Below are 26089 nucleotides of genomic sequence, written 5' to 3' on the forward strand. Positions count from 1 at the left end.
CAAAAAAAGAAATTCGAAATCAAATCTCGCAACCTGGCTCCGCTCACAATATTGAATATCTTGTCGAGTTGATTCTAATTGCAATTCAAACTTAGATATTAAGAGGAGGCAGGTCTCTTTCGTATTGGTTCCTGTCCCCTTTTTAGTCTGCTTTTTACTTGCCCTCCCCACGTCAGTTATGCACCGACTCATATTGAGTCAGATACCAGCCCTCCGCAATCCGCTCCGACCGGATGAGGTGCGAAGTCCAGTATTTGCCGGGAACTTTCTCCAGCGGCCCACTCTCCGGTGGGTGATATTCTAACAGAAACAGATAGTGCGGCCCCAGTGCGAAGCTGACGCCTCCATCCGGAAGTTGCACTATGTCAGCACCGAATGTTTCATGGGTTTTATACTGTGTCTTTCCAAGGGGGGTGAGCTTCCCCGGACGTTGTTCATGCGCAAAGTATTTCCCGATTCCAGGCAGCGTCCCCGACTTGGTGGGCCATTTCTGCAGCAACGGTTCCAGCACGCTCTCAAAACGGGGGAGATCACGGGAGATTCGCTGCCGGGCTGCGTACCAGAGTAGATTGTCCTGTTGATCTATCACAGCCACGAAACCGCAGACCACCAATGTGAATCCCAGCAGATACATTCTGCTCGCGCCCTTCAGTATGATGTGCGTTCCTGCCAGCAGCAAAGAGACGGCACTGCCACACATGATGAAGATCATCACACCAATCCGGGGTCCAAGGACCGAGAGGGAGTGCGTTCGCTGGTAAAACGTGGGTTTCCCGACTTCTTCTAAAAAACTTGCCCCCATTGCGTTCAAATTCAGAAAAACCTGGCCCGTCTCGTCGGGTATCCTCAGATCGATGCGCGCCCAGGTATACGCAGATTGGAAACTGGCATCCATCCAGAGCCAGACAGGCACAATGAGCAGTACCAGAAAGAGAAAACAGAGCGACCACATTGAGGCCTTGGCAGAAACATTCCGTGCCACTTTCAGCAGCTTTCTCACTTTAATACGGAAATTGTTTGTTGACACGGCAAACAGGGCGAACGCGGTCGCGCAAACGAATATCCCCGCCAGCAGGGACTCACGGAAACTCATCAACCAGCCCACAAACATAAACACGGCAATCACTTGCAGTAACAGCCGCATTAGACGTCCGGACAGCGGGATATGGCCGCATACCTCGCAGACATCGGACTGAATAATACGGAGCACCACTCTCTGGTTTCCACCACATTTTTCGCATTTCAAAACCATATCTTCGAAAACGAAAAATGCCGCCGAGGGATCAAAAATATTTCAGAATTGCAGACATAAAAAGGGGCAGTGACTCTATGAGGGTACTATAAAGGGGTCAGGACTCTTTGATTATAGAGTCCTGACCCCTTTTTCTATCCGAATCATTTGAAAGGTCAGGTATCTATAATCCACATCGCCCGTCACCTGATCACACTATGAATCGTCACCCGCCGCCTGATCCGAATCGCTCTTTCTGCTGTTTCCCCGTGGGCGATGTAAACCATAAAGGGCTCGTTGGAATACCGGCGTTAAAAACGCGCCAATCACGGCGGCGAACAGGATCACTCCTAAGATCGCGTAGAGTGTCACAAACAGTTTGCCGCCGAATGTGACGGGGCGATCGACGGGACCGTTTCCGGTGACGACCAGAGAGGCGTTCAGACAAGCATCCATCCAGCCCAGCCCTTCCAGGTAATGAAAGCCGACAGCTCCCGCGATCAGAGCGATGCCGTCAACCAGCACAGCACCACCCAGAAAGAGGGCAATCCGATATAGAAAACGGAGACGCGGCGAATGAATGTGGCGGGGCGATTTCAACATTGTTTCATACTTCCATGCATTTGACGAGTTTTATCGTCTCAAAACGATTCGAACATCCTGGCGATCAGCAGCGCGACGGATTGACTCTCGCCGTTCCTTGATCGATGTTTTTCGACTCAGTATCGAAATTCACGGCTATGATTTCAGTTTTTTCCACTTCTGGCAAGAGCAGAGACCGCGGATCAAGGTAAAAGCGGGAAACCTGATTTTTCACAGCCTTCCAGGTGCGGCCTTTTTCTCGAATTGATATACTAAACGACAACCCGCTCCTCTCTCACAGCTTATGAAGCCAATGACCAAGATGGAAAACTCGGCACCAAATCAGGATGATGACGCCTCTGTGACTCTGCCACAGCAGCCCGAAATTCGCGCAGATCTCGATGAATGCCTGAACTATGCCTCCTGGCAAAACTCAGTTCCGTTTCTGAAAGCACTTGCGCTTCATAACCATACGGCGGAAACGCTCTCCGATCTCGTACTCAGCATGTACACCGAGCCAGAGTTTGCCCGTCCGAAACAATGGCGGTTCGAACGCATCAAGCCGGGCACCAGCATCCAGGTCAACGACCTGCTGGTTGATCTGGATCCATCGTATTTGAATGGCCTGAATGAAGCAGAACGTGGTCAGGTCCGGTTCTCATTGCAGCAAGGTGACACACGACTTGAAGAACGAATCGATGATGTGCGCATTTTAGCCCGAGATGAGTGGGGGGGATTCAATGCGATGGCAGATTTGCTGGCTGCGTTCGTCATGCCGAATGATCCGGCCATTGGCCGCATCCTCAAGGCGGCCAGCGAGATCCTGGCCCGACACGGACATTCCTCTGCCCTCGATGGATATCAACAACGCGACCCCGCTCGCGCTTTTATACAGGGTGCGGCACTCTGGTCGGCGATTGCCGCGGAAGGACTCACCTATACCAATCCCCCGAAAAGTTTTGAGACGGTCGGACAGAAAACGCGCAGACCATCTATGATTTTGAAAGACGGACTTGCGACCTGTCTCGATACCAGTCTGCTGTTTGCCGCGGCCCTGGAAGCGATCGGCCTGAATCCGGCGCTGATTCTGGTCGATGGTCACTGCTTTGTCGGCTTCTGGGTCATCGAACGCACGTTCAATAATCTGATTGAGACTGACTCCGCAGAAGTACGTAAGGGGCTGGCCGCCAGAGAGCTGATCACATTTGAAACAACACTGGTGACCAATCGCCCGCCGTCCCACTTTGAAGATGCCATCGCAGCCGCGAAATTGAGAACGCTGGAATCGGCTGCAGACGAGTTTATCGCAGCCATTGACGTCAATCGCGCCCGCATGGCACAAATCAGACCGCTGGCTTCGCATGTAGAATCTGAGCTAAAAGAAGTCCCCCCATCTGCAGGCAACGTCGCGATTCCCCTGCCCAGTCTGCCTGCACCGGGGGAACTGGCCATTGATCTCCCTGAAGAAAAACCGAAAACACCAGAAGGACGAATCGAACGCTGGCAACGAAAGTTACTCGATCTCTCCCTGCGAAATCGACTGTTGAACTTTCGTTCGACTAAACAGACCGTCCCGTTTTTTTGTCCGAATGTCCCTTTATTGGAAGACCGTCTCGCCAATCAGTCTTCGATTCGCGTCATTTCTCTCCCGGAACAGAACCCGTTGGGTGAGCGTGATGCCAAGCTGCACTTTCAGAAAACCGGTCAGGACATTCATACCGAATTTGCCGTCTCGGCTTTAGAACGAAACGAAATTGCCTCGCCGCTACAGCGGCTCGAACTCGATGCCCGTTTAACCAATTTGTATCGTACCGCGAAAAACGATCTTGCCGAAGGGGGAACCAACACACTCTTTCTGGCTGTGGGTTTCCTCAAATGGAAACGGATGCCGGAAGACGCACGATCGTATCGCGCTCCCTTACTATTAATTCCCGTCAAACTCACCCGTAAAAGCGTCTTGTCGCAATTCCATCTGCGTCACCACGAAGATGATGTGCGTTTCAATGCCACCTTAATTCAATTGCTCAAGAAAGATTTTGACCGCGATATTTCCCAGTTCGAAACGGATCTTCCCCAGGATGAAAGCGGCGTTGATGTCCCCCTCGTATTAGATCAGATGCGCAGAGCGGTGCGCGATATCCCCGGTTTTGAAGTGATCGATGAAATCGCGCTGTCCACATTTTCGTTTTCGAAATATCTGATGTGGAAGGATCTCGTCGATCGTACGGAACATCTGGAAGAAAACCGGGTGGTCCGACATTTAATCCGGAATCCAGACAAGCCTTTCGAATCCGACACCACGACGGCCATTCCTGCACCACAGGACATCGATCGCAATTATATTCCCGCACAACTGATTCACCCGCTTGCGGCAGACTCATCCCAGTTGGCGGCCATCATGGCGGCTGCCGAGGGGCACGATCTTGTCCTGATCGGCCCGCCCGGCACCGGAAAAAGTCAAACGATCTCGAACATGATCGCCCAATGCCTGGCGAACGGTAAGACGGTCCTGTTCGTCGCTGAGAAAACGGCAGCCCTGGATGTGGTCTATCGCCGTCTCTGCCAGAATGGTCTCGGCGATGTCTGCCTTGAATTACACTCGCATAGTGCAGAGCGGAGCCAGTTTTATTCGCAGCTGCAAAAATCCTGGAAATCGTCCGGGAAGACCAATGCGAGCGAGTGGATCAAGGTCAATGATCGCTTGAAAATCAAGCGTGATGAATTGAATCAATATGTCACGGCCCTGCATGCAGTCGATGCCTGTGGCTGGTCGATCTATCGCGGCATGGGTGTTGCCGTCAAGTACCATACGCGGGAAGCACCGCTACTGGACTGGGACGATTCCATCCAGATTGACGAACAGAAATTTGAAACGCTCGAAAATATCATCGATGAAATTGCGCTGACCTTTCGTGCCATCACCCCCAACCCGGCTTTGCAATCCATTACAAAAACAAGTTGGTCTGCCTCCTGGGAATCGAATCTGCTACGTACCATCGATTCCGTGCTTCCCATCGTGTCGGCCCTTGAAGCACCACTCCGGAACTTTGTCAAAAGTATCGGTCTGGAAGAGACAGACGATTATTCGCTGAAACTGTATAAACAATTGCGAATTCTTGCAGGAACGGTGCAGGAAGCCGCCCGGGAAAAACTACGGATCATTTTTGACAAAGACTTTTCCAGTCTGGCGGATCAGGCAAGCAAACTGAAGAAAGAAATCACGGCGTATCAAATTGCGCAGTCAGCAAGTAGCGCGACATATGGGCCGGAATCGATTCAGCGAATCCCGGTCGATGATCTCGATTCTCAATGGCGGCAGGCGAACACGTCGTTTTGGCCGATCTCTTTTTTTGCAAAATGCAAAGTTCAGAAGTTATTACAAACTTATGCTATAGCGGGAGTGTCTGATCCGGAAAAGGATCTGCCGCAAATCCGTTTGATGCAAAAATATCTCACCAACATCACGAACAGCCCGCTGGCCAACCGCACTCCCCATTGGAATGGCCTGCAGACCGACGTGGATGAATTGACATCCTTTCTGCAGCGAGCCGAACAGATCCGGCAAACGATTGTCGAATTTGGCCAGGCAACGAACTCGCTCAAAGTGGTTTCTTCCAGGCTGGCGCCCGTCATCATTGACGATTCGACAGACCACCGGCTTCTGTCTGATGCCCAGGCCTTGATTGACGCCAATCAGTCGTTCATTCAAGCGTGTACCGAGTTCCGTGAAATTGCAGGAGGTCATCTGTTTGAAAAAGAGGAGCCTCGTCTGATCAGTTCGACGCTGGCGACTCTGGAATCGATCAAGGTAAATCGAACGGAGCTAAAACGCTGGGTTGCCTGGTCGGCGATCAAGCAACAAGCCTTTGAGCATGGCTTAGGTGTCTTCGTAGAAGCGTTAGAGGCAGGGCAGATCGAACCGGAAGGATTGCGTCAGACATTTGAAGTCTCGTTTGTCCGCTGGTGGTTGCCCCAAGCCATTGACCGGAGCGACACACTGCGTCAATTCCAACGCTTCAAACATGAAGATACGATTGAAGATTTCCGCAGACTGGATCAATTGGCGCGAACAGAGTCTGCAACTCAGGTCCGCAATCAGGTCGCCCATGATTTACCACAACCCGATCAGGTCCCGCGAAAATCAGAACTGGGACTGCTACGACATCAAATGGGGCTCAAACGCCCCAGCAAAGCCATCCGCGAAGTCATCTCGGGGATGCCGGAAACATTCGCCAAACTGGCCCCCTGTTTATTGATGTCTCCCCTGTCCATTGCGCAATATCTGCCTCCCGAACAGGCTCTGTTTGATGTGGTCATATTTGATGAAGCATCCCAGATCACAACCTGGGATGCCATCGGCGCCATCGCACGCGGACGGCAAACGATTATCGTGGGTGACCCCAAACAGTTGCCCCCGACGAATTTCTTTGGCCGCGCCGACAGTGACGAAGAGAATGAGGAACTGGAAGACTACGACCGTGACCTGGAAAGCATTCTCGATGAAGCGACCGCATCGGGATTGCCGCTCCTGCAGTTAAACTGGCATTATCGCAGCCAGCACGAATCGCTGATCGCATTCTCAAACTGCAACTACTACGAAAATAAACTGATCACGTTTCCATCCACAGTTACGGAAGACCGTGCCGTTTCTCTCAAGCACTTACCCCAAGCCATCTATGACCGGGGGAAAAGTCGGACCAATCAGATTGAGGCAGAAACGCTCGTCGCGGATGCGGTCGAAAGGATGAAGCTCTGGCTCACACTCCCTGAAGACGATCGTCCCACTTTGGGAGTCGTGACGTTTAACAGCCAGCAACAGACATTGATTCAGGATTTGTTCGACCAGTCTATGCGGGAAGCCCCCGAACTGGAATGGTTTTTCGATGATGCGCGAATCGAACCGACGATAGTAAAAAATCTGGAGAACGTTCAAGGCGATGAACGTGACGTCATGTTGTTCTCGATCACCAATGGACCGGATGAAGCCCGTCGTGAGATCGGCCACGTATCTCTTAATTTTGGTGCTCTGAATCGCCAGGGGGGGGAGCGTCGGCTGAATGTCGCCGTCACCAGAGCCAGACAGGAATTGATCGTCTATGTCTCCTTCCTGCCCGATCAACTTAAAGCAGAACGTACAACGTATCAGGGTGTGCGCGACCTGAAAGCGTTTTTAGAATATGCGCAGAAAGGAAAATCGATTCTCGGCGCAAACACCAGTGAAGCGGAACACGAATTTGAATCTCCGTTTGAAGAAGCGGTCGCATCCGCAATAAAGGCGAAAGGCTGGCGAATTGTTCCTCAAGTCGGAGTCTCGGCATTTCGGGTGGATCTGGGCATCGTTCATCCTGACAAACCAGGCTCATTTCTGGCGGGTATCGAATGTGACGGAGCCGCCTATCATCGCTCCGCCACCGCCCGCGATCGCGACAAAATCCGCGAGCAGGTCCTCCGCAATCTGGGCTGGGAAATTCTACGCGTCTGGTCTCCCGACTGGTGGTACGATTCACAAGGCGCACTCAAAACCATCGACCTCAAGTTGCAGAAACTTCTGGAAAACAGTCGTAGTGAACAGGCCACTCATCTTGATGTTGAATCAGCCGAATCGTCGATGAAACCAGATAATCCGGAAAGCACTCCCCCGACTTCGTGACGATCTTCCGGCTCTGAATTGCAGGCGCTCGGCTGGCAATGAACGGGGAAATCGAACCGCGTTGCCCTCTTTTCATATGATCATACTCAACAGAAATGCAATCCATGCATTCGATCACGCCTATTGTGTTTTTGGATGTACTTTGGAGGGAATCCACTGCCCGTTACTTTGCGAAATCTGTAAAAATGCAGGGTAATCCCTGAACCATGAATCACGCAAACAATCACTCATGGAAGTTTCCCCATAATTGAACCATTGTGGATAATTCACAATCATTTCCTGTTTTCTGATTTGCTCTTTTTCTCTCTTGCAGACAACCGAACTTTAAGGAGTACACTTTTTAATATCAATTCGAATCGGTGTCTCAATCAGATCCGATCAGACAATGTTGTTATTTCAGAATTTGGCAGGCGATATGAATTCCCCCTCCTTGGAACATGACGAGGACAATCGTAATAGCTCCTCACACTTTTATTCCAGGTTTAAGTTGTTGCTGCAAACCCCGTTAGTTCAGGCGGGAATCATCAGCTTAGCAATTTTTCTTGCCATCGTGCTTCTCAATGAGCAGGCTCACAATCAAAAGATACGGGAAGCGGCATCCCTGGGTGAAATCGTTGATACCGCAGGGCGCCAGCGAATGTTAAGCCAGCGTATCGCGAAAAATCTGCTTCTGATCGCAAATGGAGTCAATCAGAACAACGCCTACACGACACTTGAAGCAGATCTCGCAACTCTGAATCGAGAACACCAGTTTCTGACGGAAACAGTCTCTCAATATGAAAACTCCCAGAGCCGGAACGGAACGTCGCCACGCAAATTACTCAACCAGATTTCATCTCTGATCTCAACGATCACACAAAATGTGAATGAAGTCTTATCAGGCCAACGGGCAGCAGCTTCAATACTCCCCACTGTCTTAGCAAGCGAACAGCGCCTGGTCCCACTGCTCGATCAGTATAACGCGACCTTGACCACGGAAAAAAATCTGCTGCAAAGTAGTCAACACAAAATCCAACTGACCAGGGAGTTGCTGTTTTTGTTTGCGCTGATTGCCGTTTTGTTTTGTGCGATCTGGTATATGCTGTCACAAATACAAAAGTATCAATCCAAACTGAGACGGGAAAAACAGAGACTGCTCAAATTAACGCGTGTCATGAAAGACAGACAACAGAAACTTTCAGCGGCGATTTCAGCATCATTTCATGAAACCTGGTCCTGGACTGAAAGCATAGGAGAATTCTGGTGTTCCGATTCCTTCTGGCGGGTTTTTGGCTATCAGGAGACCTCAGAGTATCCCGACGCAACATATCAAACTTTTCTCAAACACATCGACCCCGATAACCGCGGTCTGCTCGAAACGGCAATCCAGCAACACCTTGAGAACGGGGCTCCGATTCACCTGGAACTCTCTGCCAAAATTCATGGAGGAACATTTCGCTGGGTTCGCATCCAGGCGAAAATGATCACGAACGAAGCTGATGGAGTGGAATATCTCGCCGGCACAGTCGAAGACATTCATGAACACAAACTGGCCAAACTACAACTGGACCATAAGGAAACCCTCCTGACGAAAGTCGGTAAAGTGGCCAAAATCGGAGGCTGGCACGTTGATCTGAAAACAAACGAGCTGTTCTGGACCTCGGAAACATACAAGATTCATGAAGTCGAACCTGACTTTCGCCCCACAGTCGAAACCGGTATCGCCTTTTATGCACCTGAAGCACGTCCGGTCATCCAACAGGCAGTGGAACACGCCATCGAAACAGGAGAACCCTGGGATCTGGAACTTCCCTTTATCACAGCCAAAGGGCGTCATATCTGGGTTCGTACTCAGGGAGAACTGGAGTTCGAAAACAACAAACCGGTCCGACTGGTTGGCGCATTCCAGGATATTTCGGCAGAAAAACAACGCGAGATCGAATTCCTGATGATGCAGGATGAGAAATTCAGTTCGCATGCACGACTCGAAAGTGTCATTTCCGCTGCCACCGAAGTTTCGATTATCGCCACCAATCCAGAAGGGATCATTACTTTATTTAGCCCTGGTGCAGAACGCTTACTGGGCTATACCGCTGAAGAAATGATTGGCATCAAGACTCCCGAGTGTTTTCACCTGCCAGAAGAAGTCGAACAACGCGGGCAAGAGCTGACAGAAATCCTGGGTAGAACCGTCAAGAACTTTGAAGCTTTTGTCACTCCCGCCATGCTGGGAAGTTATGATCAGCGTGAATGGACCTATGTCTGCAAAGACGGCATTCATCGAACAGTAGAACTGACAGTTACTGCAATCAGAAATCAGCAAGACGAAATCGAAGGCTACCTGGGTGTTGCCATCGATATCACCCTGAAAAAGCAGAACGAAAAACAGCTTCTGGAAAGTCGTGAAACAATTCGCCATTTGATGGATGCGCTGCCGGTTGCAACTTATACCTGTGACAATGACGGACTCATTACGTACTACAATCAGGCGGCAATTGAATTCTGGGAACGTACCCCTTATCTGAACAATCCCAATGACCGTTATTGCGGCTCTTTCAAACTATTGGATGCAGAGGGCAAATCGACGATGCCCTATCACGAAAGCTGGACTGCGATCGCTTTGCAGAAACAGGAAGTGCTTCACGACAAAGAACTGATTATTGAGTGTGAAAACGGCACCACGAAAACAGCGTTGGCACACATCAGTCCCATGCATGACCTGGAAGGCAAAATGACGGGAGTCGTGAATGTGCTGGTTGATATTTCCGAGCGGAAAGCGTTGGAAAAATCACTAAAAGAAGCCACGACCCGTCTTGAGCTTTGCCTGAAAGTACTCGATCAACACGCGATTGTTGCTGAAACAGAACTCAACGGGTATATCAGACATGTCAACGATATGTTCTGTCAACTCACCGGATATGAACGACATGAAGCAATTGGCAAGACACATCGGATTGTCAGTTCAGGCATGCACTCTCAAGATTTCTGGAAAAACGTTTTCAAAACAATTGCCGATACAGGAATGTGGCAGGGAGAAATCTGCAACCGCAAAAAAAATGGAGAACTGTATTGGGTCGACACCACCATCGCTGCCATGAAAGACGGCGATGGAATCTCGACCGGCTACCTCGCCATTCGCAACGACATCACCGAACTCAAGCAGGCCCAGGAAGCAGCACTCGCCGCATCGCAAAGTAAAAGTCAGTTCCTCGCGAACATGAGTCATGAGATTCGGACACCACTGACCGCCATTCTGGGTTATGCAGATCTGCTCAAAGTGGATCCGGAATTTACGACATCACCCGAGAAAAGAGAGCAGGCCGTCAATACCATTCTCGAGGCGGGAAATCATTTATTAACCGTCATCAACGATATTCTTGACCTCTCCAAAATTGAAGCGGGGAAAATGGGGCTCGAAAAGGCTCCGACCCAGGTCTTCAATACGCTCGAACATATTGAAAGTTTATTACGTCCCCGCGCCATTGAAAAAGGCGTTCAACTGGGTTCCATCATTGAAACTCCCATTCCCGATGTGATCGAAAGTGATCCCACCCGACTGAGACAGATTTTGATGAACCTGGTTGGGAATGCGGTGAAATTTACCGAGCAGGGCAAAATCAATATCATCGTCCGGCAAATCGAAGAGGAAAATCAAAAGCTCATTCAATTCGACATCGAAGACACGGGGCCGGGAATGTCTCCCAGACAGGCAGAAAAAATATTCAAGTCATTTTCACAAGCCGATACTTCTGTCACACGCCAGCATGGAGGCACAGGACTGGGGTTAGTCATCTCTCGAAAACTGGCACGATTAATGGGGGGTGAAGTTTCACTGGCCTGGACGGAAAGAGGAAAAGGAACCTGCTTCCGTTTTGAAATGCCTGAGCGACCCTTGCCGCAAACGCGTTACCTGATCAACCCTTCGCTTGACGATTCACAAAATTCAGAGACAACGGAAACAAAGGCAGCATTTCAGGTTCCCGAAAATACACGCATCCTGCTTGCGGAAGATGGTCTCGATAACCAGCGACTGATTTCATTTCTGTTAAAGAAACTCGGCGCGTTAGTCGACGTTTCCGATAACGGCTCTGAAGCTTATCGGAATTACCTCGAAGCAGAAATGGTAGACCAGCCTTATCATCTGTTGATTACCGATATGCAAATGCCGGAAATGGATGGGTACTCATTGACGAAAGTTCTGCGAGCCGAAGGCGCCACCCTGCCGATCATTGCGTTAACAGCACATGCGATGGCAGAAGATCGTCAGAAATGTCTGGATGCGGGCTGTGATGACTACCTGAGCAAGCCCGTCGATCGGAGACTCCTCGCACAGACCGTCGAAAAATGGATGGCACACGTCGAAGTGAAAACGGAAGATCCTCCAGTATCATTCTAGGTCCTGTTTCTTTAATGGTTTTGAATGTGATTCCCAGGACCGCAACCTAACCCAGGTTCCTTCCATTTGCAAAAAGGCATTCGAATTCAGAAACACGACCTGGCATCCCGTGATCCACGACCTACCTCCCGTGATCATTTACGCTGGATGGGCACCGGGAGTCCCCGCTTCCACAACAAACGCCGCCCGGGGTGTCACATGACCGCCCGGCTTCGTTACATCGTCAACCACCATGTACTCGCTCGTCCATTTCGCCGGAGTTAAGGTACAACGCACATAACCACGCTCGGAATTCTGGAACTGCACACACGGATTGTTCGACAGCAATTCGGCATGCCCCTTTCGCTTCTGCATACCATTTCCGCCGCTGCTGATCGACGTGCCTACAAATTCGGTCGCGATCACCGGCGTCTCCGTGTTCCGATCATCCACACGCAAATTATTCACCCAGTTCGAATGAATGTCCCCCGTCAGTACGACCGGATTGGGAACCCGCCGCTCTTCGAGAAACTTCATCAGCCCCATCCGTTCATACGCACAACCGGGCCACTGATCCATCGAATAAGCGAGCGGCCCTTCCTTCTGAGTGAAGCCGACCATGCCCATCATCACCTGTTGTGCCAGGACATTCCAGGTACTGTTGGATGCAATCATCTTTGACTGCAGCCAGTTGCGCTGGCGACTTCCTAATAAGGAATTCTTTCTGGCCAGTGCGGCATCATTCAGGGGTGACTTCTTGTCCCCGTTCGGCTGATCCGTACGATACTGCCGCGTATCCAGCACGAAGAAATCAGCCAATCGACCAAAGGACGCCTGCCGATAGATTTGCATATGCGGCCCCCGCGGCAACGAGCGTGGGCGGAGCGGCATCATTTCATAATACACCTGATAGGCGTTGGCACGACGCAACAGATACTCAACCGGATCGACCTGCGATTCCTCGGAAATGTCTCCCGCGCAATTGTTATCAAATTCGTGATCATCCCACGTCAGAAACCAGGGACATTTCGCATGCATCTGATGCAACAGCGGGTCCGAACGATATTGGGAATAACGCACGCGATAATCACCCAATGATTCAATTTCAGGTCCCAGATGTGTGCGGACTTTTCCATTCCGACCGGAGGCATACTCGTAAATGTAATCTCCTAAGTGAAAAACCAGATCGACGTCATCGCGGGCCATCTGCTCATACGCGGTAAATAATCCCTGCTCAAAGTTCTGACAGGACGCAAACGCAAACTTCAGCTGCTCGGGCATTGTTGATGCAACAGGCATGGTTCGCGTACGCCCCACAGGACTGACGGCATCACCGGCCTGAAAACGATACCAGTACCAGCGGTCCGGCTGTAAGCCGGGCACTTCCACGTGCACCGTATGACCTAATTGGGGCGTTGCCTGAGCGGTTCCGGAAGCCACCAGTTTTTGAAACCCTTCGTCGTCTGCGACTTCCCAGCGCACTTCCACAGCCTGCGGCCCCATGCCACCATTCGGTTCCAAAGGTTCGGGTGCCAGTCGTGTCCACAAAATCACACTGTTCGAGTCAGGATCGCCCGACGCCACACCCAGCGTAAACGGATCTTTCTTAAAAACCGGCGATCGGTCGGCCCAGGCTGCCGGTGTCAAAAACGGTAGAGAGGATAACGCCGCCCCATAGGATAGAAATAACCGCCGACTGACGCCGTTCTCGGATTTAATCGCTGCCTGGAGTTGTTGATAATCGAACATTGCTTTGCTTTCTGTTCTGCTGGAGGTCGGCGGGAAGGACCATTGTAAGATGCATGTGGGGTGAGTGCTGCGAGAATCGTATGTTGGTGGAAGCAGACTCGGCAGCGAAATTAATTCTAAAGTGCCAGTAGACCACGGTCAACAAAAGATGGGTCGTGGGTCAATTTGAACTTTGACTTCGGGAACGGAAGCGTCGAGTTGTTTGACTAGGTCTCGATCTCTTGTTGCTCGTTTTGCGTCAGGTATTCTGCCAGTGCTGAATCGGGGCTGGCCAGTTCGGTAACCAGAGTTCGGAAACGATTCATATCCGCAAGGAACATTGGAATCCAAATATTGTTTGAACGGCTTTGAAGTATCGCCGTTTTAAGCCCAAACAGATAGTTGAACGGTCGCACATTCTCTGTTTCACTCCATTTTTGCTCTCGATAGAAACCCCAAAAGCTATGGCCTCCAATTCGATCCTTATAAACGCTTACCTTGTAGTATGCGACTAGAGGGGCTACTAGAGCCACTGCAAGGACTGCCATTCCAGTAATAGCCACCAGGATTGTGATCAGAGCACCAGAAAAATTCATGTTTTCAACACCGCGAACCGCTACATCTGCTATCACAAACAATAGAAATGCCGAAATAGCCCAGGCCATCACCACAAGGTACAAACGCTTGAATGACGGTTTGAATTTGGCGATTGGTTTCTCTTTCATCGGTCCTTTCCCCAAGAGATGTCTCGACTTACCGAGACTTGATAGCCAGTAGATACTTTATCCATGCCTCATCGCTCAAGCAAGAAAAAACGTAAACTGACCCACTACCAAAAGATGATCAAAAAAGAACGTGCTTCGCTGACATTTCACGCGAACTTCACGAACCAACATTCTCTATCGCGCAGAGAAAAACACGACGAGAGCTCAGCTCAAGATGTCTTTGATCACATGGCCGTGCACGTCGGTCAAACGATGATCTCTGCCGCCGTGCCGGAAGGTGAGTGCTTCATGATCCACGCCCAGCTGATGTAGAATCGTCGCGTGAATATCGTGAATCGACAGTGGATCGATGACGACGGAATTGCCGAATTCATCGGTCTCGCCGAAGGTGGTCCCCCCTTTGAAACCGCCGCCTGCCATGAACAGGCTGTAACCGTTAACATGGTGATCCCGGCCGCAGGTCGGCGTAACTTTCGGCGTGTGCGGCGTGCGACCCATTTCCCCTGCCCAGACCACCAGCGTTTCATCGAGCAGTCCGCGAAGCTTCAAATCCGTAATCAACGCTGCCACTGATTGTTCCGTGATGCGGGCATTCTTTTCATGATTTTTCTTCAACAGGCCGTGCTGATCCCAGGGGGAATTATTACTGTCAAAACTGGGGCAGGTAATTTCAACAAACCGCACGCCCGCTTCCACCAGCCGCCGTGCCCGTAACGCCTGCGTCGCGTAATAATGCTGATGTTCGTCTTTCGAATCAACGCCGTAAGCCCGCTGAATGTGCAACGGCTCGCCGCTGATATCGGAAACTTCGGGAACCAGCGTCTGCATCCGAAACGCAGTTTCATAGTTGGCAATGGCACTTTCGATCGGAGACGCTGTTGAGGCCTGAACCGCAAACGCACGATCCTGCTCTGCCAGCAATGCCAGTTTGCGTTGTTGCAGCGCCAATGGATCTCCGGGTTTGATATTATCGACGGGAATCCCTTTCGCACGGACCATCGTCGCCTGATGGGTGGCTGGCAGAAACGAACTGCCGAAATTTTCCAGGCCGCCATTGGGAACCCAGTCATTATTCAACACGACATACGCAGGCAGATTTCGATTTTCGGTCCCCAGGCCATAAGAAACCCAGGCGCCCATGCTCGGTGCCTGGCCGATGATGCGGCCTGTGTGCAGCAACAAGTTCTGCTGGCCATGCAGAGGCAATTCCCCAACCATCGAACGCACCACGCACAATTCATCGGCGACCGACGCCAGTTTTGGGAACAGATCGCTGACCCACAGACCACTTTCGCCCCGCTGTTGAAATTTCCAGGGACTCCCCAGCCAGACACGACCAGCGCTCGATTGCGAGCGTTTGGAAACGGCGCCTTCACCAATCGGCTTGCCCTCATGTTTCTTTAGCGCGGGTTTCGGATCGAATGTATCGACATGGCTCGGCCCGCCATCCATAAAACAGAAGATGACATTCTTGACCTTCGCAGCATGATGTGGTCGTTTTTCTTTCGCCTTTGCCTGGGCCTGTGTCTGCTCGCCCAACAACCCGGCCAGCGCCAGCCAGCCGAAGCCGGCACTGGTATTTTTAAGAAACCCACGCCGATTCACGACAGGCAGATGTCCCGGACAACAGTTAGCATGTTTGCGTAAAATCTTCATGTCGATTACCGGTAATAAATAAATTCTTTGGTATTAAACAGCGCGTGTGCTACATGACTCCAGACATTCGGATCGGCCAGCAGACCTTGCGGGTCGCCCGTGCCTCCCAGGTCCTGCACCAGAGCCGTCCAGCGTTTGAGTTCCGATGCGTCGGGTGCGCGTCCATATGCGTTCAGAAACATGGTTCTGATGCGCTGCTCAACAGTTTTATCCTGTTGTTTCACTAATAAAGCCGACCATTCTTTGGCTTGCGTTTTCACAAAGGGATCGTTCATCAGAATCAACGCCTGATTCGGAACGTTCGTCACATCCCGTTTTCCTGTCGGCAACTTCAGATCGGGCAGATTGAAACCGACCAGAAAGCGGGGCGGGTCCATGATTGACATCCGCAGATAAATCGACCGTCGCCCGTCACCATCCAGGGGACCATTAAACAACCGTTTGGCAGCATCTTCTTTGGAACGTGGTGCTTCAATCGGTCGGCCATACAGCCGCCGGTCCAGTCTCCCCGACACCGTTAACAGCGTATCGCGAATCGCCTCCGCTTCGAGCCGCCGCGTGGGATAGTGATGCCACAAACGATGATCGGGATCGACATTGACAGATGCAGCACTGACCTGACCCGACTGCCGAAACGCGCGCGTGTGAACCAGCCGCCGAATCAGTCGTTTGGTCGACCAACCGTCAGCCATAAATTCCCGCGCCAGATAATCCAGCAGTTCCGGGTGCGTTGGCTGTTCTCCCAGATGCCCGAAGTCGTTCGGCGTTCTGACCAGTCCTGCACCAAACACCCACTGCCAGACCCGATTCACATACACCCGCGCGGTCAGAGGATGACGAGGACTAATCAGAAACTCGGCCAGTTCCATTCGTCCGCTCCCCGGACTCTGATTGACCTGATTTTGACCGGCGAAGACTTCCAGAAAGTCACGCGAGACCAACGGCCCCAGTTCATCCACATTGCCCCGGACATTGAGAGGATAGCTGACAGGAGTAAAGCCGCGTTCATCCATACTGTTCGCGGTATGCGCAAACGGCAGCCGCTGTTCCACCCGTCGATAGTCTGTCAGTAATCGAGCCAGCCGCGAACCGGTCGCGGCTTGATTGTTGAGCAGTTGTTGCTCTAATAACCAATTGACGAGCTTCACATCCTCCGCACTCGCCCGGTCTTCCGCCCATCGCTGCACTGCCGCAGACAACCAGCCGCCAAGACGCTGGCTGGCTTCCACAGAACTCTTGGGAGCTGGCATTTCATACAACGGTTCAAAACGTCCCCACTCATCAGCGGGAGTCCCCGCGACATCATGCGCGACAATACTTGTTACGCTGAACCAGCTGCGTTTATCAAAACCAAAGTCTTCCGCCGGCAGCAGCTTGCCACCAGCCCGTGTTTTTCCGGAACGTGGCGGGAAATTCGGATTCAGATCGCTGGTCGCAATTTCAAACGTAATTCGTTGGATTCCATTGACCAGCGGCCGGTCGGCGAACGTTTGCCACTTTGATTCAAGACGGTCGAAAAAGACGACATTCTCAGTTTGAAACGCATTGTCGGGTACGCGCAGAAAGCCGCTCCATTCGCCGCCCGCTAAATTCAGACTCACAATTTTCCCCGGAATATCCCGTTCCGACGGAGGCCGGATCGCGCCTGGTAATTTCGAAGAAAGTGCCTGCGTGTGATAACCGCGAGGCAGCACACGCTGAACAACCCCCGCCCCTTCCAATGCAATTAAGGGAGTCCCATGGGAAACATAGCCATGGAGGATTCCATCTCCTTCGGTCTGCCAACCATCAGGAAAGCCGGGTTGTTCAAAATCGGTGAGAACCTTGAACCGTTCCTGATTCTGCCGGCGATGTGTCTCGTGCGCCGTTTTCCATTCCATCGACAGTTTTTGCCAGACCGCGTTTACTTCTGTTGGCTTTGCTGAGAGTAATTGTTGCGCGGGATAAACCACATCGCCCGGCTTAGATGGGGCTGCTTTTTTTTCTTTGCCTGAATTCAATCCAAACGCGTTGCGCCAGAGCACAGCGCGAGGACTGTCGGATGCTTCCTGCACCGCTGCTAATATTTCCTCGGTGAATTTCCCCGCTTCCTCGTTCCACTGTTGTTTTAACTCCCGATGAATTTCACCGCGCAACTGTTTGAGTTTCTCAATGGTGGCATCATGCTTCCCGGGCACATCAATCACGCGTGATGTCCAGCGGGGCGTCATGAAAACTGCGGCCAGCGCATAATAATCGCGCTGTGAGATCGCATCGAGCTTATGATCATGACAGCGGGCACAGGCAACGGTATTCGCCAGGAAGGCTTTCGAAAAGGCGTCGATTTTATTGTTGATCATTTCCTGATGGATGCCATTGAAATTGATACTGTCGCCGTGACGATGTTCTCCCATGTGATAAAACATGGGACCGATCAGACTTTCTTGAAAACCGCTGTTGTGATCGATACGAGGCTGTTCCAGTAAATCGCCGGCAATCTGTTCGCGGACCAACTGGTCATAACCGATGTCCTGATTGAAGGCCCGAATCAGATAATCACGATATTCCCACGCCCCTTTGGCCGGGTTATCCCATTCGTATCCATAGGTGTCGGTATAACGAACGACGTCCATCCAATGCCGGGCAAATCGCTCACCAAAGTGAGGCGAAGCCAGTAGTTGATCGACTAGTCGTTCATAAGCGGCCGCGGGATCGCGTTTTGAATCTGCGACGAATTGCGCAACGGTCTCAGGCTCAGGCGGCAATCCCGTTAACACAAACGCCAGCCGCCGCACCAGCGTTCGCGGCTCTGCATCCGGGGCGGGCTGCAGTTTCACGGCCTGCATCGACGTTAACAGAAACCGGTCGATTGGCCGTTGTGACCAGTCATTCTCTTCCGGAACGGGCGGCTTGACCTCTTTCAGAGGTTGCAGGCTCCACCATTTCCGCCGCTTTTCAAAAATCGCTTTCCAGGAAAGCGACGCGGCCTCTGAGACGCTGGGCGGTTTATCCCGCGAATCGGGGGCTCCCAGTTCGACCCACTTCACGAAGTCGGCGATGACTTCTTCAGACAGTTTCTTACCGGGCGGCATCTCGAACGATTCGTGCCGCAGTGCATCCAGCAGCAGACTCTCATCAGCCTTGTGAGGCACCACGGCGGCGCCGTTTTCTCCCCCCGAGCGCAGCGCGTCGCGGCTGTCGACTCTCAAGCCCCCTTTGATCTCTGTCGTCGCAGCCGAATGACATTCGTAACAATGCTCGATCAGCACCGGGCGAATTTTATTCTCAAAGAATTCCAATCCGGGCGACGGCTTCTCCGCATTCGCTGCTCCTGCCACGCAAGACATGAGCAGTACAATGCACAGGCACACAAGCATCTGAAAAGGAAATCGGCAGGCCGGAAACATGGTTGTTTCTCCGGAACGTGACTGAGGAAGGCGTCCAGAATCATATTGAGGATTGTTTATATACTCTTATCCTATGAGAACAAGAGGGAAAACTCAATCAGAGATAGAACGAATTCCGAGAATTCGAAGCCCCCTTATGGGGCGCCCGCACTCTGCAGTCCTTGATTCAATTCCAGAACTTTCCCGATGATCCGCTCTTCCACATCCGGCTTGTAAGGGCGGCTCGCTTCATAGCCCCCTTCCAGCAGAACCCGTTTGCTGGGAATATAACCGGAATAAACGTTCGAATAACCGGCGACCCAGATCGCAGGTCCTTCCTGCTCGAACAGTTCTTCTTTAATGCGGAGTGAATAATCAACGACGACTTCGGTCCCCAGCGCGACAATCGTCAGACCTTTCCCGAACTGAATCACCTGCACGGGATAATCCCAGGGAGCCCGTTTCTTTTCGGGCAGATATTCGAGTTCGACCGTTTCATAAGCCGTCTTGAGCGGACCATGCAACACATGCTGATGCAACAGCGTGCGCTGATTGACTTCGAGGGCGGCTTCAATGGCCGTCGCTAAAGAACGACCGTGCTTGTGTGCATAATGCAGTTCGCTCCGTGGATACGGATTCTGATCGCCGCCGCAGCCCATCATGAAGAGCGCGGTCACGCCCGGATGATCCTTTTCAAAGTACTCCTGCGCAAACCCGGCATAATCGCCCAGCCATTTGCGAAAGCCCATCGTCGTATTGTGACAGGCATAACCAAACATGACCGCCTTCAATTCCCCTTTCGGGTCGTCCACACGCAGGACAGGCACCTGATGATCCACTCGCCCATTGGGATTGGGATGATTACGATATCCGGTCGCGGTCGGAGTGCGGCGATTCATGGCGACCGAACAGCGGGCCGCCGACCAGCTCAGCTTCGCAGGCTGCATGCCTTCAATGGCCTCGCCAATCGCATTGACCAGAGCCGGCACCAGTGTGTCATAATATTCTTTCGCATCATCGCGGCCATACGCGGGACCACAGTGCGTGTGCGAGGCATTCATCAGCAGTGCCTGCGGCGGCAGATTGTATTTTTCCTGCACCTGTTTTGTGACGTCAGCTCGTAAGCGGTCAATCACGCCAATCAGATCGAGCGTGAGAAAGACAACCCGGTTGCCTTCTTTGTCTTCGATCGCCAGTGCTTTGCCGTACAGGTCCTGCTCGGTTCCTTCCGCCGGTTCCTTGCGGCCTGCATAGCCGGACATCCGCAGTGGCTTCGCTGGCGTAATCTTGGCTGTCGCAACGCCCGCTTTCCATTCCACAGGTTCTGGCTTGGCAGGTTCGGCTGCGTTTGAGGAAACACAGAGACTGAAAACAAACAGCAGACAAAGTAAGAATCGAACCATGCTGGGGACCTTTTCGTTTACAGGAGTGTCATGTTGCAATCAGAAGCGAGTCTAATCGCGGAGAGTTTCATCACATTGATCGTACCCGGCTCCAACGCGGTGATCAACAGTTTTCCGAAATATCACTCACTGTAGAATGTGAAGAGAACCACTTCGGACTACAACTGGAGCAGAATTCCCGCTATCATAATCCCTGAACATCAGCTTTCCGTATCTGGAAAACACAACCGAAATCATATCGGAGACCACAACAATGAAGCATCTTTGTCTGGCCGTTTTTTTATTCTTATCCCTGGCCGCAGCGCCGATCGAAACCCCCGAACCTGATGAGCGGATCGCCGTCTGGCCGGATCGCCCTCTGCTGGATAAAAGCGATGATGAAGTCGCCTACAGTCACATCATCCGCATCACCAAAGTCAATCGGCCCGCCATTGAATTCTATAAAGCCAAAAATGCCAAACCGAATGCACCGGCAGTCGTGATCTTTCCAGGCGGCGGCTATAACGTGCTGGCCTATGATCTGGAAGGGACCGAAATTGCCGAATGGTTGAACTCAATTGGCATTCACGCCGTCGTGGTCAAATACACGGTTCCCGGAAATCAGCGCGAAGCAGCATTGAAAGACGCCCAACGCGCCATGGGAATTGTGCGCAGTAAAGCCAAAGACTGGGGCATCAACCCCGAACAAATTGGAGTCCTCGGTTTTTCCGCCGGCGGTCATCTGGCGGCCAATCTCTCCACGAACTATCAGAAGCGAAATTATGAACCGATCGACGCCGCCGACAAATTGAGTTGCCGTCCCGATTTCACCGTGCTGATTTATCCCGCGTACATCTACGAAAAAGAGGACAAACGAAAAACGGCTCCGGAAATCAAAGTCACCGCGCAAACACCGCCGGCCTTCATCGTGCAGACGCTCGATGACCGACGTCTGGTCGACAGTGCATTCAACTACACACGCGACCTGAAAGACGCCAAAGTGGATGGTGAGCTTCATATTTACGCAAAAGGGGGGCACGGGTACGGCCTGCGTCCTTCTGACAACCCGATTTCCGGCTGGCCAAAATTATGCGGCGACTGGCTGAAACGAACCACCGGAAATTAAATACACATTCGCAACCATCAGGGGCCGCCGACTACTTTGAAGCGGCCCTCTGGTTGCCTGTCTGCTTTCTGGAATTCAACTCGCAGATCAAGATCACCGCGATCGTTCCGGTCAATTTCAAACGTCAATTGAGTGCGACCGCTGGGCAGCAACAATAGCGTCGATTTCTTTAACGAAATCGACGTTTCGTTCTGCCAGACCTTCAAGCCTTTGATTGAGTTAATCTCCATCTGCACATAGCCCGGCTGATTGACATCCACGAACGCGATCGCACGGGTCAACGGCTTCTGCAGATTCAAATCACTGGCCGGCAACGTCCCATTCACCATGCTGTAAGCCGCCGTCGTGGATTGTTCCAGTGATTTAAAGTTCGCCAGATCCTCTGACGTCAATGGTGCCTCGGCCCCACTTAACCGCCAGCGCCGGACCACCTGAGCCACACTCGTTGCATAAGGTCCGGGGCGACCGAGTTCTGTCACAAACTTCACCAGATCCAGAAACTCCTGCCGACTCTTCAATTTACTGGCCAGTCCCTGAGGCATCAGTGAAGGCAGCTTCTTCGTAAAATCAATCTGATCCGCTGGAATCGTCACCACTTTCCCCTGCTGAGCCGCGTCTTTGAGAACCACTTTCTGATCGTCCTGCACCACCAGAATCCCATTGAACACGCGGCCCTCATCCGTCACGACCATCATGCTCTCGTAAAATTCCTTGATCACCTTGGACGGCCGCAGAAAGGAATCGACAATATAATCGGGAGGCGAACTGGAACCGATGGCAGCCAGATCGGGGCCGAGAACCGGTCCCGCATTCGAAATACTGTGGCACTTCATACAGGCCAGTTCTGCTCTGCGGAAAATCTGCTCGCCGCGTGCGGCGTCTCCTTGTTCGCGGACTGCTGTCGCCAGTTCCAACACATTCTCTTTGAGCAATTGTGCTTCCAGTGAATCCTGCATGACTGTGCCACCAAAGGCGGTAATCAAAGCCTGATTCGTTTCTCCTGTTTCAATCAGGTACTGTCGGATTTGCTCTGCCATGCGGGGATGAATCGACGCCGCTTTCAACTGGTCGGCCAGAATTTCCGATCCCCCCTTGCGTTTTGTAAATGCGAGCAAGAACCAGGCGGGGTCGGTGCCTTTCGGATCTTGATTCAATATTTCGAGCGTCAATAAGGCTGCCTGCTTCATGTCATGTGCGGCCAGACCATAGACGCCTAATAAGCGTTGCGAAATCGGCTTTTTCGATTTCGCCAGTCCGTTCAAAAATTTGAGCGAAGCTGCATCACCAAGCATGCCCAGTGATTCCGCCGCCAACTGTTTGACTTCCGGGTCTGTGTCCGGTGCGGTAATTTGACGTTGCAGCCGCCGACCTTCGCGCGTCAGTTTCCAGGAACCGACTAAGCGGGCGACCGACTTTTGTACCGGCAGCCCCGGCACCACCGCAGACCGGCTGAGCATTGAGCCAATGTTGCCTTTAGGAATCACACCACGCTCGCGGGCGGCACGGTCCAGAGCATCCAGCAGAATGCTCAGCGCTTCCGGCGAAATCCCTTTGCCTCCCTGCGTTTTATACTCGCGGGTGACTTCGACCAGACTCAACACCAGCGGCTCCAGCTGATTAGCGTTCGCTTTTTCCGCAACGACCTGGGCCGGGCCTTTCAGCAATTCCGCATCAATGCTGCCCGCGTTTAACAAATCGATTATCACATCGATCGATTCATTCGAAAGCAGGTTCGCCAGCGCGTAGTTTTTGTGATCTGTTTTCTCGAATTTCACTTTGCCCTGTTGCAGTGGTTTGACCCAATGTTCCTGCAAACCGTCGATCGTCAATTTCAGTGCATGTTCCAGATACCGGTCCATCGGCGCATCAATGGCTTTGACGGCGATCGTCACCGAACGCGGATCGGGAATGTAGCCCGCTGTTAGAACGGCTTCGAGACGGACTCGCGGATGCGGATCGTGAATGGCCGTCTCCAGTAAGTCCAGCGGATTCTCAATCTGCGGATACCAATAGCGCAATACCCGCAACGCGGCTGCCCGCGCACGGGACTCTTTTGATTTCAGCACCTCACGCAGCAATGGCTCGTTCACCACGCCGATGGTCTGATAACACCAGAGTGCTTCCAGTTGATGGTGAGCGAAATTCGCTTCCAGCGAGTCCAGTTTAGCCACCCAACTGTCGAGGGCCTGTTTCGCATCATCCGGATTGGCATCATACAGCACGCGTTTCACCTGCTGCCGGGTAAAACTTTCGGGATCTTTCAGATGCGGAACCACTTCAGCAAGGGGCACGCCCACTAATTTTGGACGCTCCACCAGCGGACGATCTTTATAGGTCACTCTCCAGACACGACCATGTGTCGTATCGCGGCGTTCATCGCGGAAACTATGTTGCATGTGGCCGATCAGCGGATTGTACCAGTCCAGAATATACGCTGCGCCATCAGGCCCCGTCTTCAAGTCCACAGGTCGAAAGTAGGAACTGCTGGATTGAATCAGCGGATCGAGTCCCTTAATCGTATAGCCGGCACCGTCATCAGAAACTTCATACCGGGCGACAACGTGTGATTTGTACTGGTTGGTCCAAATCTCGCCTTGCACTTCTGCTGGAAAATGGCGACTGGCAACAAATTCGCCGCCACACTGCTTTGTTCCCTGACCGCTGGCATCGTAGCCCAGCTTTGCCCGACTGTTGGCGGTTAAGGGAGCGGTGAAGTAAAGTCGCGGGTTATCGATCACGAAAGACTGCCCCCAGTCATCAAACATATGCCCCCAGGGATTCGACGCACGATAGTCGGCAAAGACGTTCAACTTGCGGCTGCGGGGATGAAACTGGAACACGCCCCCATTCTCCAGTCGCACAGTCCCGTAGGGTGTTTCCACCTGCGAATGCATGAACGTCCCTTCCTGGAAGTAGATCCAGCCTCCCGGCCCCCAGCGCCAGGCGCTGATCGAATGGTGGTTGTCTTCCGTCGCAAAACCGGTGAGCACCACTTCACGGTGGTCGGCTTTCCCATCGCCGTCGGTATCTTTCAGAAAGAGCAGATCCGGCGCATTCGCCACATACACGCCGCCGTCTCCGAGTTCCAAACCTGTGGGCACATACAGACCATCTGCAAACACGGTCGATTTATCGGCCCGGCCATCGTGGTCTGTATCTTCCAGAATCACAATCTGATCGTTTGGTTTTTCACCCGGCGAGACCTGGGGATACGAGGTCGAACAAATCACCCACAGTCGCCCCTGCGGATCCCAGGTCATATGAATCGGATTGACCAGCATCGGTTCCGCAGCAAACAGGTTCACTTCATAACCGGGCAACATCGTAAACGTTTTTCGCTCGACTTCGGGCGAATGATCCTGCGTGAGTTCGAACGGTCGTTTCAAATTGGGCGCCGAATTCGCGACTGCCATCCGCTCGGGGGTTGTTCCCACCGGTTTTTCCAGACACCAGTGAACGCCATTAACCAGCAGGCGGTTGACCGCATCCAGCTTAAACGAGTCTTCATGCCCCAACGTGCTCGTAAACACGCGGCTGCCCCATTCGTTCTTCCAGGTCCAGGCGACAGGCCAACTCATTTCGGCTGTGAGCTCATGCGTTCCGAACTGATTCTTGATGAGCCCCGTCCGCTTTGACTTCCCGGTACCGTTTAATAACGGCGTTGCATCGGCGGGAATCTTTGTTTTGTATAACGTACCCGGATCGATAAATTTTGCAGCCACGCCGTTCAGAATTTCGTGATTCCGATGCGCGGGCACATGTTCCACAACCGTCTCACTGGAAAGGTGCAGGAAATATTCCGAACCCAAAACCCGCTTACCAAACCCCCGATTCCATTCCGAGAGCGGATGACCGTTTTCATAATCAAAGGCATGCGTACTGGTGCGCAAGCCGATCACCGGTTTCCCTGATTCAATATAGTTTAGAATGTGAGTAAACTGCTTTGGCGGTAGTTGCAGAAACCGCATATAAAACACCGCCAGATCCGCCTGCGCAAGCACTTCCAGGCCGGGCAGTCCCACCCCGTTCTGATTCCGCTCCGGATTTCCTTCGGGGAGAATCACTGTTGTTTTAAAGCCATACTGCTCTAAGCGTTTTGCGAAAGCGGGAATCGTCTTCTGAGGTGAATAATGTGTCGTCCCCACCACGAATACCACGTGTGGTTTCTCTTCCTGTTCGGCGGCAAGACTTTGATGCGCTGACAGAAACAGGCCACAGCAAACGGAGAGCACCAGAGGGCATTTCAGGAACGTTAGAGACTTAAACATAATCAACTCTTATGATAAAAGG

11 protein-coding genes are annotated in these 26089 nt (G+C 52.1%); 3 read left to right on the plus strand and 8 right to left on the minus strand.

Going from position 1 to position 26089, the window contains the following annotated elements:
• Positions 1–172: 172 nt before the first annotated feature.
• Together Pan241w_RS24285 and Pan241w_RS24290 are read right to left on the minus strand one after the other, a co-directional pair.
• On the minus strand, positions 173–1213 hold the full coding sequence (locus tag Pan241w_RS24285) for a hypothetical protein (RefSeq protein ID WP_145220812.1): 1041 nt from the start codon (positions 1211–1213) through the stop codon (positions 173–175).
• A 234-nt stretch (positions 1214–1447) separates the two neighbouring features.
• Entirely contained in the window at positions 1448–1834 is a 387-nt protein-coding gene (locus tag Pan241w_RS24290; RefSeq protein ID WP_145220814.1) for a potassium channel family protein, read from the minus strand.
• Positions 1835–2135: 301 nt separating this feature from the next.
• On the opposite strand from Pan241w_RS24290, the gene Pan241w_RS24295 reads away from it, so the two are divergent.
• Entirely contained in the window at positions 2136–7463 is a 5328-nt protein-coding gene (locus Pan241w_RS24295) for a DUF4011 domain-containing protein (protein WP_145223501.1), read from the plus strand.
• A gap of 490 nt (positions 7464–7953) precedes the next feature.
• The gene (locus tag Pan241w_RS24300; protein WP_198000122.1) at positions 7954–11838 is read left to right on the plus strand and encodes a PAS domain S-box protein; all 3885 of its coding nucleotides are present in this window, start codon (positions 7954–7956) and stop codon (positions 11836–11838) included.
• 138 nt (positions 11839–11976) lie between these two features.
• On the opposite strand, the gene Pan241w_RS24305 is transcribed toward Pan241w_RS24300, so the two are convergent.
• The 5 genes from Pan241w_RS24305 to Pan241w_RS24325 form a co-directional block, all read right to left on the minus strand.
• Positions 11977–13566 carry an alkaline phosphatase D family protein gene (locus Pan241w_RS24305; protein ID WP_145220819.1) on the minus strand — a complete coding sequence of 530 codons (1590 nt, stop codon included), beginning with the start codon at positions 13564–13566 and terminating at the stop codon, positions 11977–11979.
• 206 nt (positions 13567–13772) lie between these two features.
• On the minus strand, positions 13773–14270 hold the full coding sequence (locus Pan241w_RS24310) for a hypothetical protein (RefSeq protein WP_145220821.1): 498 nt from the start codon (positions 14268–14270) through the stop codon (positions 13773–13775).
• A gap of 204 nt (positions 14271–14474) precedes the next feature.
• Complete coding sequence (locus tag Pan241w_RS24315; RefSeq protein WP_232107263.1) at positions 14475–15926, minus strand: DUF1501 domain-containing protein; 1452 nt, start codon at positions 15924–15926, stop codon at positions 14475–14477.
• Positions 15927–15931: 5 nt separating this feature from the next.
• Positions 15932–19252 (minus strand): PSD1 and planctomycete cytochrome C domain-containing protein, encoded by a 3321-nt coding sequence (locus Pan241w_RS24320; RefSeq protein WP_198000123.1) that lies wholly within the window; start codon positions 19250–19252, stop codon positions 15932–15934.
• Positions 19253–19446: 194 nt separating this feature from the next.
• Positions 19447–20694, minus strand: a complete 1248-nt coding sequence (locus Pan241w_RS24325) for a neutral/alkaline non-lysosomal ceramidase N-terminal domain-containing protein (protein ID WP_145220825.1) — start codon at positions 20692–20694, stop codon at positions 19447–19449.
• A 253-nt stretch (positions 20695–20947) separates the two neighbouring features.
• On the opposite strand from Pan241w_RS24325, the gene Pan241w_RS24330 reads away from it, so the two are divergent.
• Entirely contained in the window at positions 20948–21799 is an 852-nt protein-coding gene (locus tag Pan241w_RS24330) for an alpha/beta hydrolase (RefSeq protein WP_145220827.1), read from the plus strand.
• 17 nt (positions 21800–21816) lie between these two features.
• Here the strand turns inward: Pan241w_RS24330 and Pan241w_RS24335 are convergent, their stop codons facing one another.
• Entirely contained in the window at positions 21817–26067 is a 4251-nt protein-coding gene (locus Pan241w_RS24335) for a PVC-type heme-binding CxxCH protein (RefSeq protein ID WP_145220829.1), read from the minus strand.
• Positions 26068–26089: the final 22 nt, after the last annotated feature.

The organism is Gimesia alba (genome assembly GCF_007744675.1).
Lineage (GTDB): Bacteria > Planctomycetota > Planctomycetia > Planctomycetales > Planctomycetaceae > Gimesia > Gimesia alba.

Coding starts and splice junctions, on each gene's coding strand:
- Pan241w_RS24335 (WP_145220829.1), bottom strand. CDS start 26,067: ATGTTTAAGTCTCTAACGTTCCTGAAATGCCCTCTGGTGCTCTCCGTT.
- Pan241w_RS24290 (WP_145220814.1), bottom strand. CDS start 1,834: ATGTTGAAATCGCCCCGCCACATTCATTCGCCGCGTCTCCGTTTTCTA.
- Pan241w_RS24320 (WP_198000123.1), bottom strand. CDS start 19,252: ATGTCTTGCGTGGCAGGAGCAGCGAATGCGGAGAAGCCGTCGCCCGGA.
- Pan241w_RS24305 (WP_145220819.1), bottom strand. CDS start 13,566: ATGTTCGATTATCAACAACTCCAGGCAGCGATTAAATCCGAGAACGGC.
- Pan241w_RS24325 (WP_145220825.1), bottom strand. CDS start 20,694: ATGGTTCGATTCTTACTTTGTCTGCTGTTTGTTTTCAGTCTCTGTGTT.
- Pan241w_RS24315 (WP_232107263.1), bottom strand. CDS start 15,926: ATGAAGATTTTACGCAAACATGCTAACTGTTGTCCGGGACATCTGCCT.
- Pan241w_RS24295 (WP_145223501.1), top strand. CDS start 2,136: ATGGAAAACTCGGCACCAAATCAGGATGATGACGCCTCTGTGACTCTG.
- Pan241w_RS24310 (WP_145220821.1), bottom strand. CDS start 14,270: ATGAAAGAGAAACCAATCGCCAAATTCAAACCGTCATTCAAGCGTTTG.
- Pan241w_RS24330 (WP_145220827.1), top strand. CDS start 20,948: ATGAAGCATCTTTGTCTGGCCGTTTTTTTATTCTTATCCCTGGCCGCA.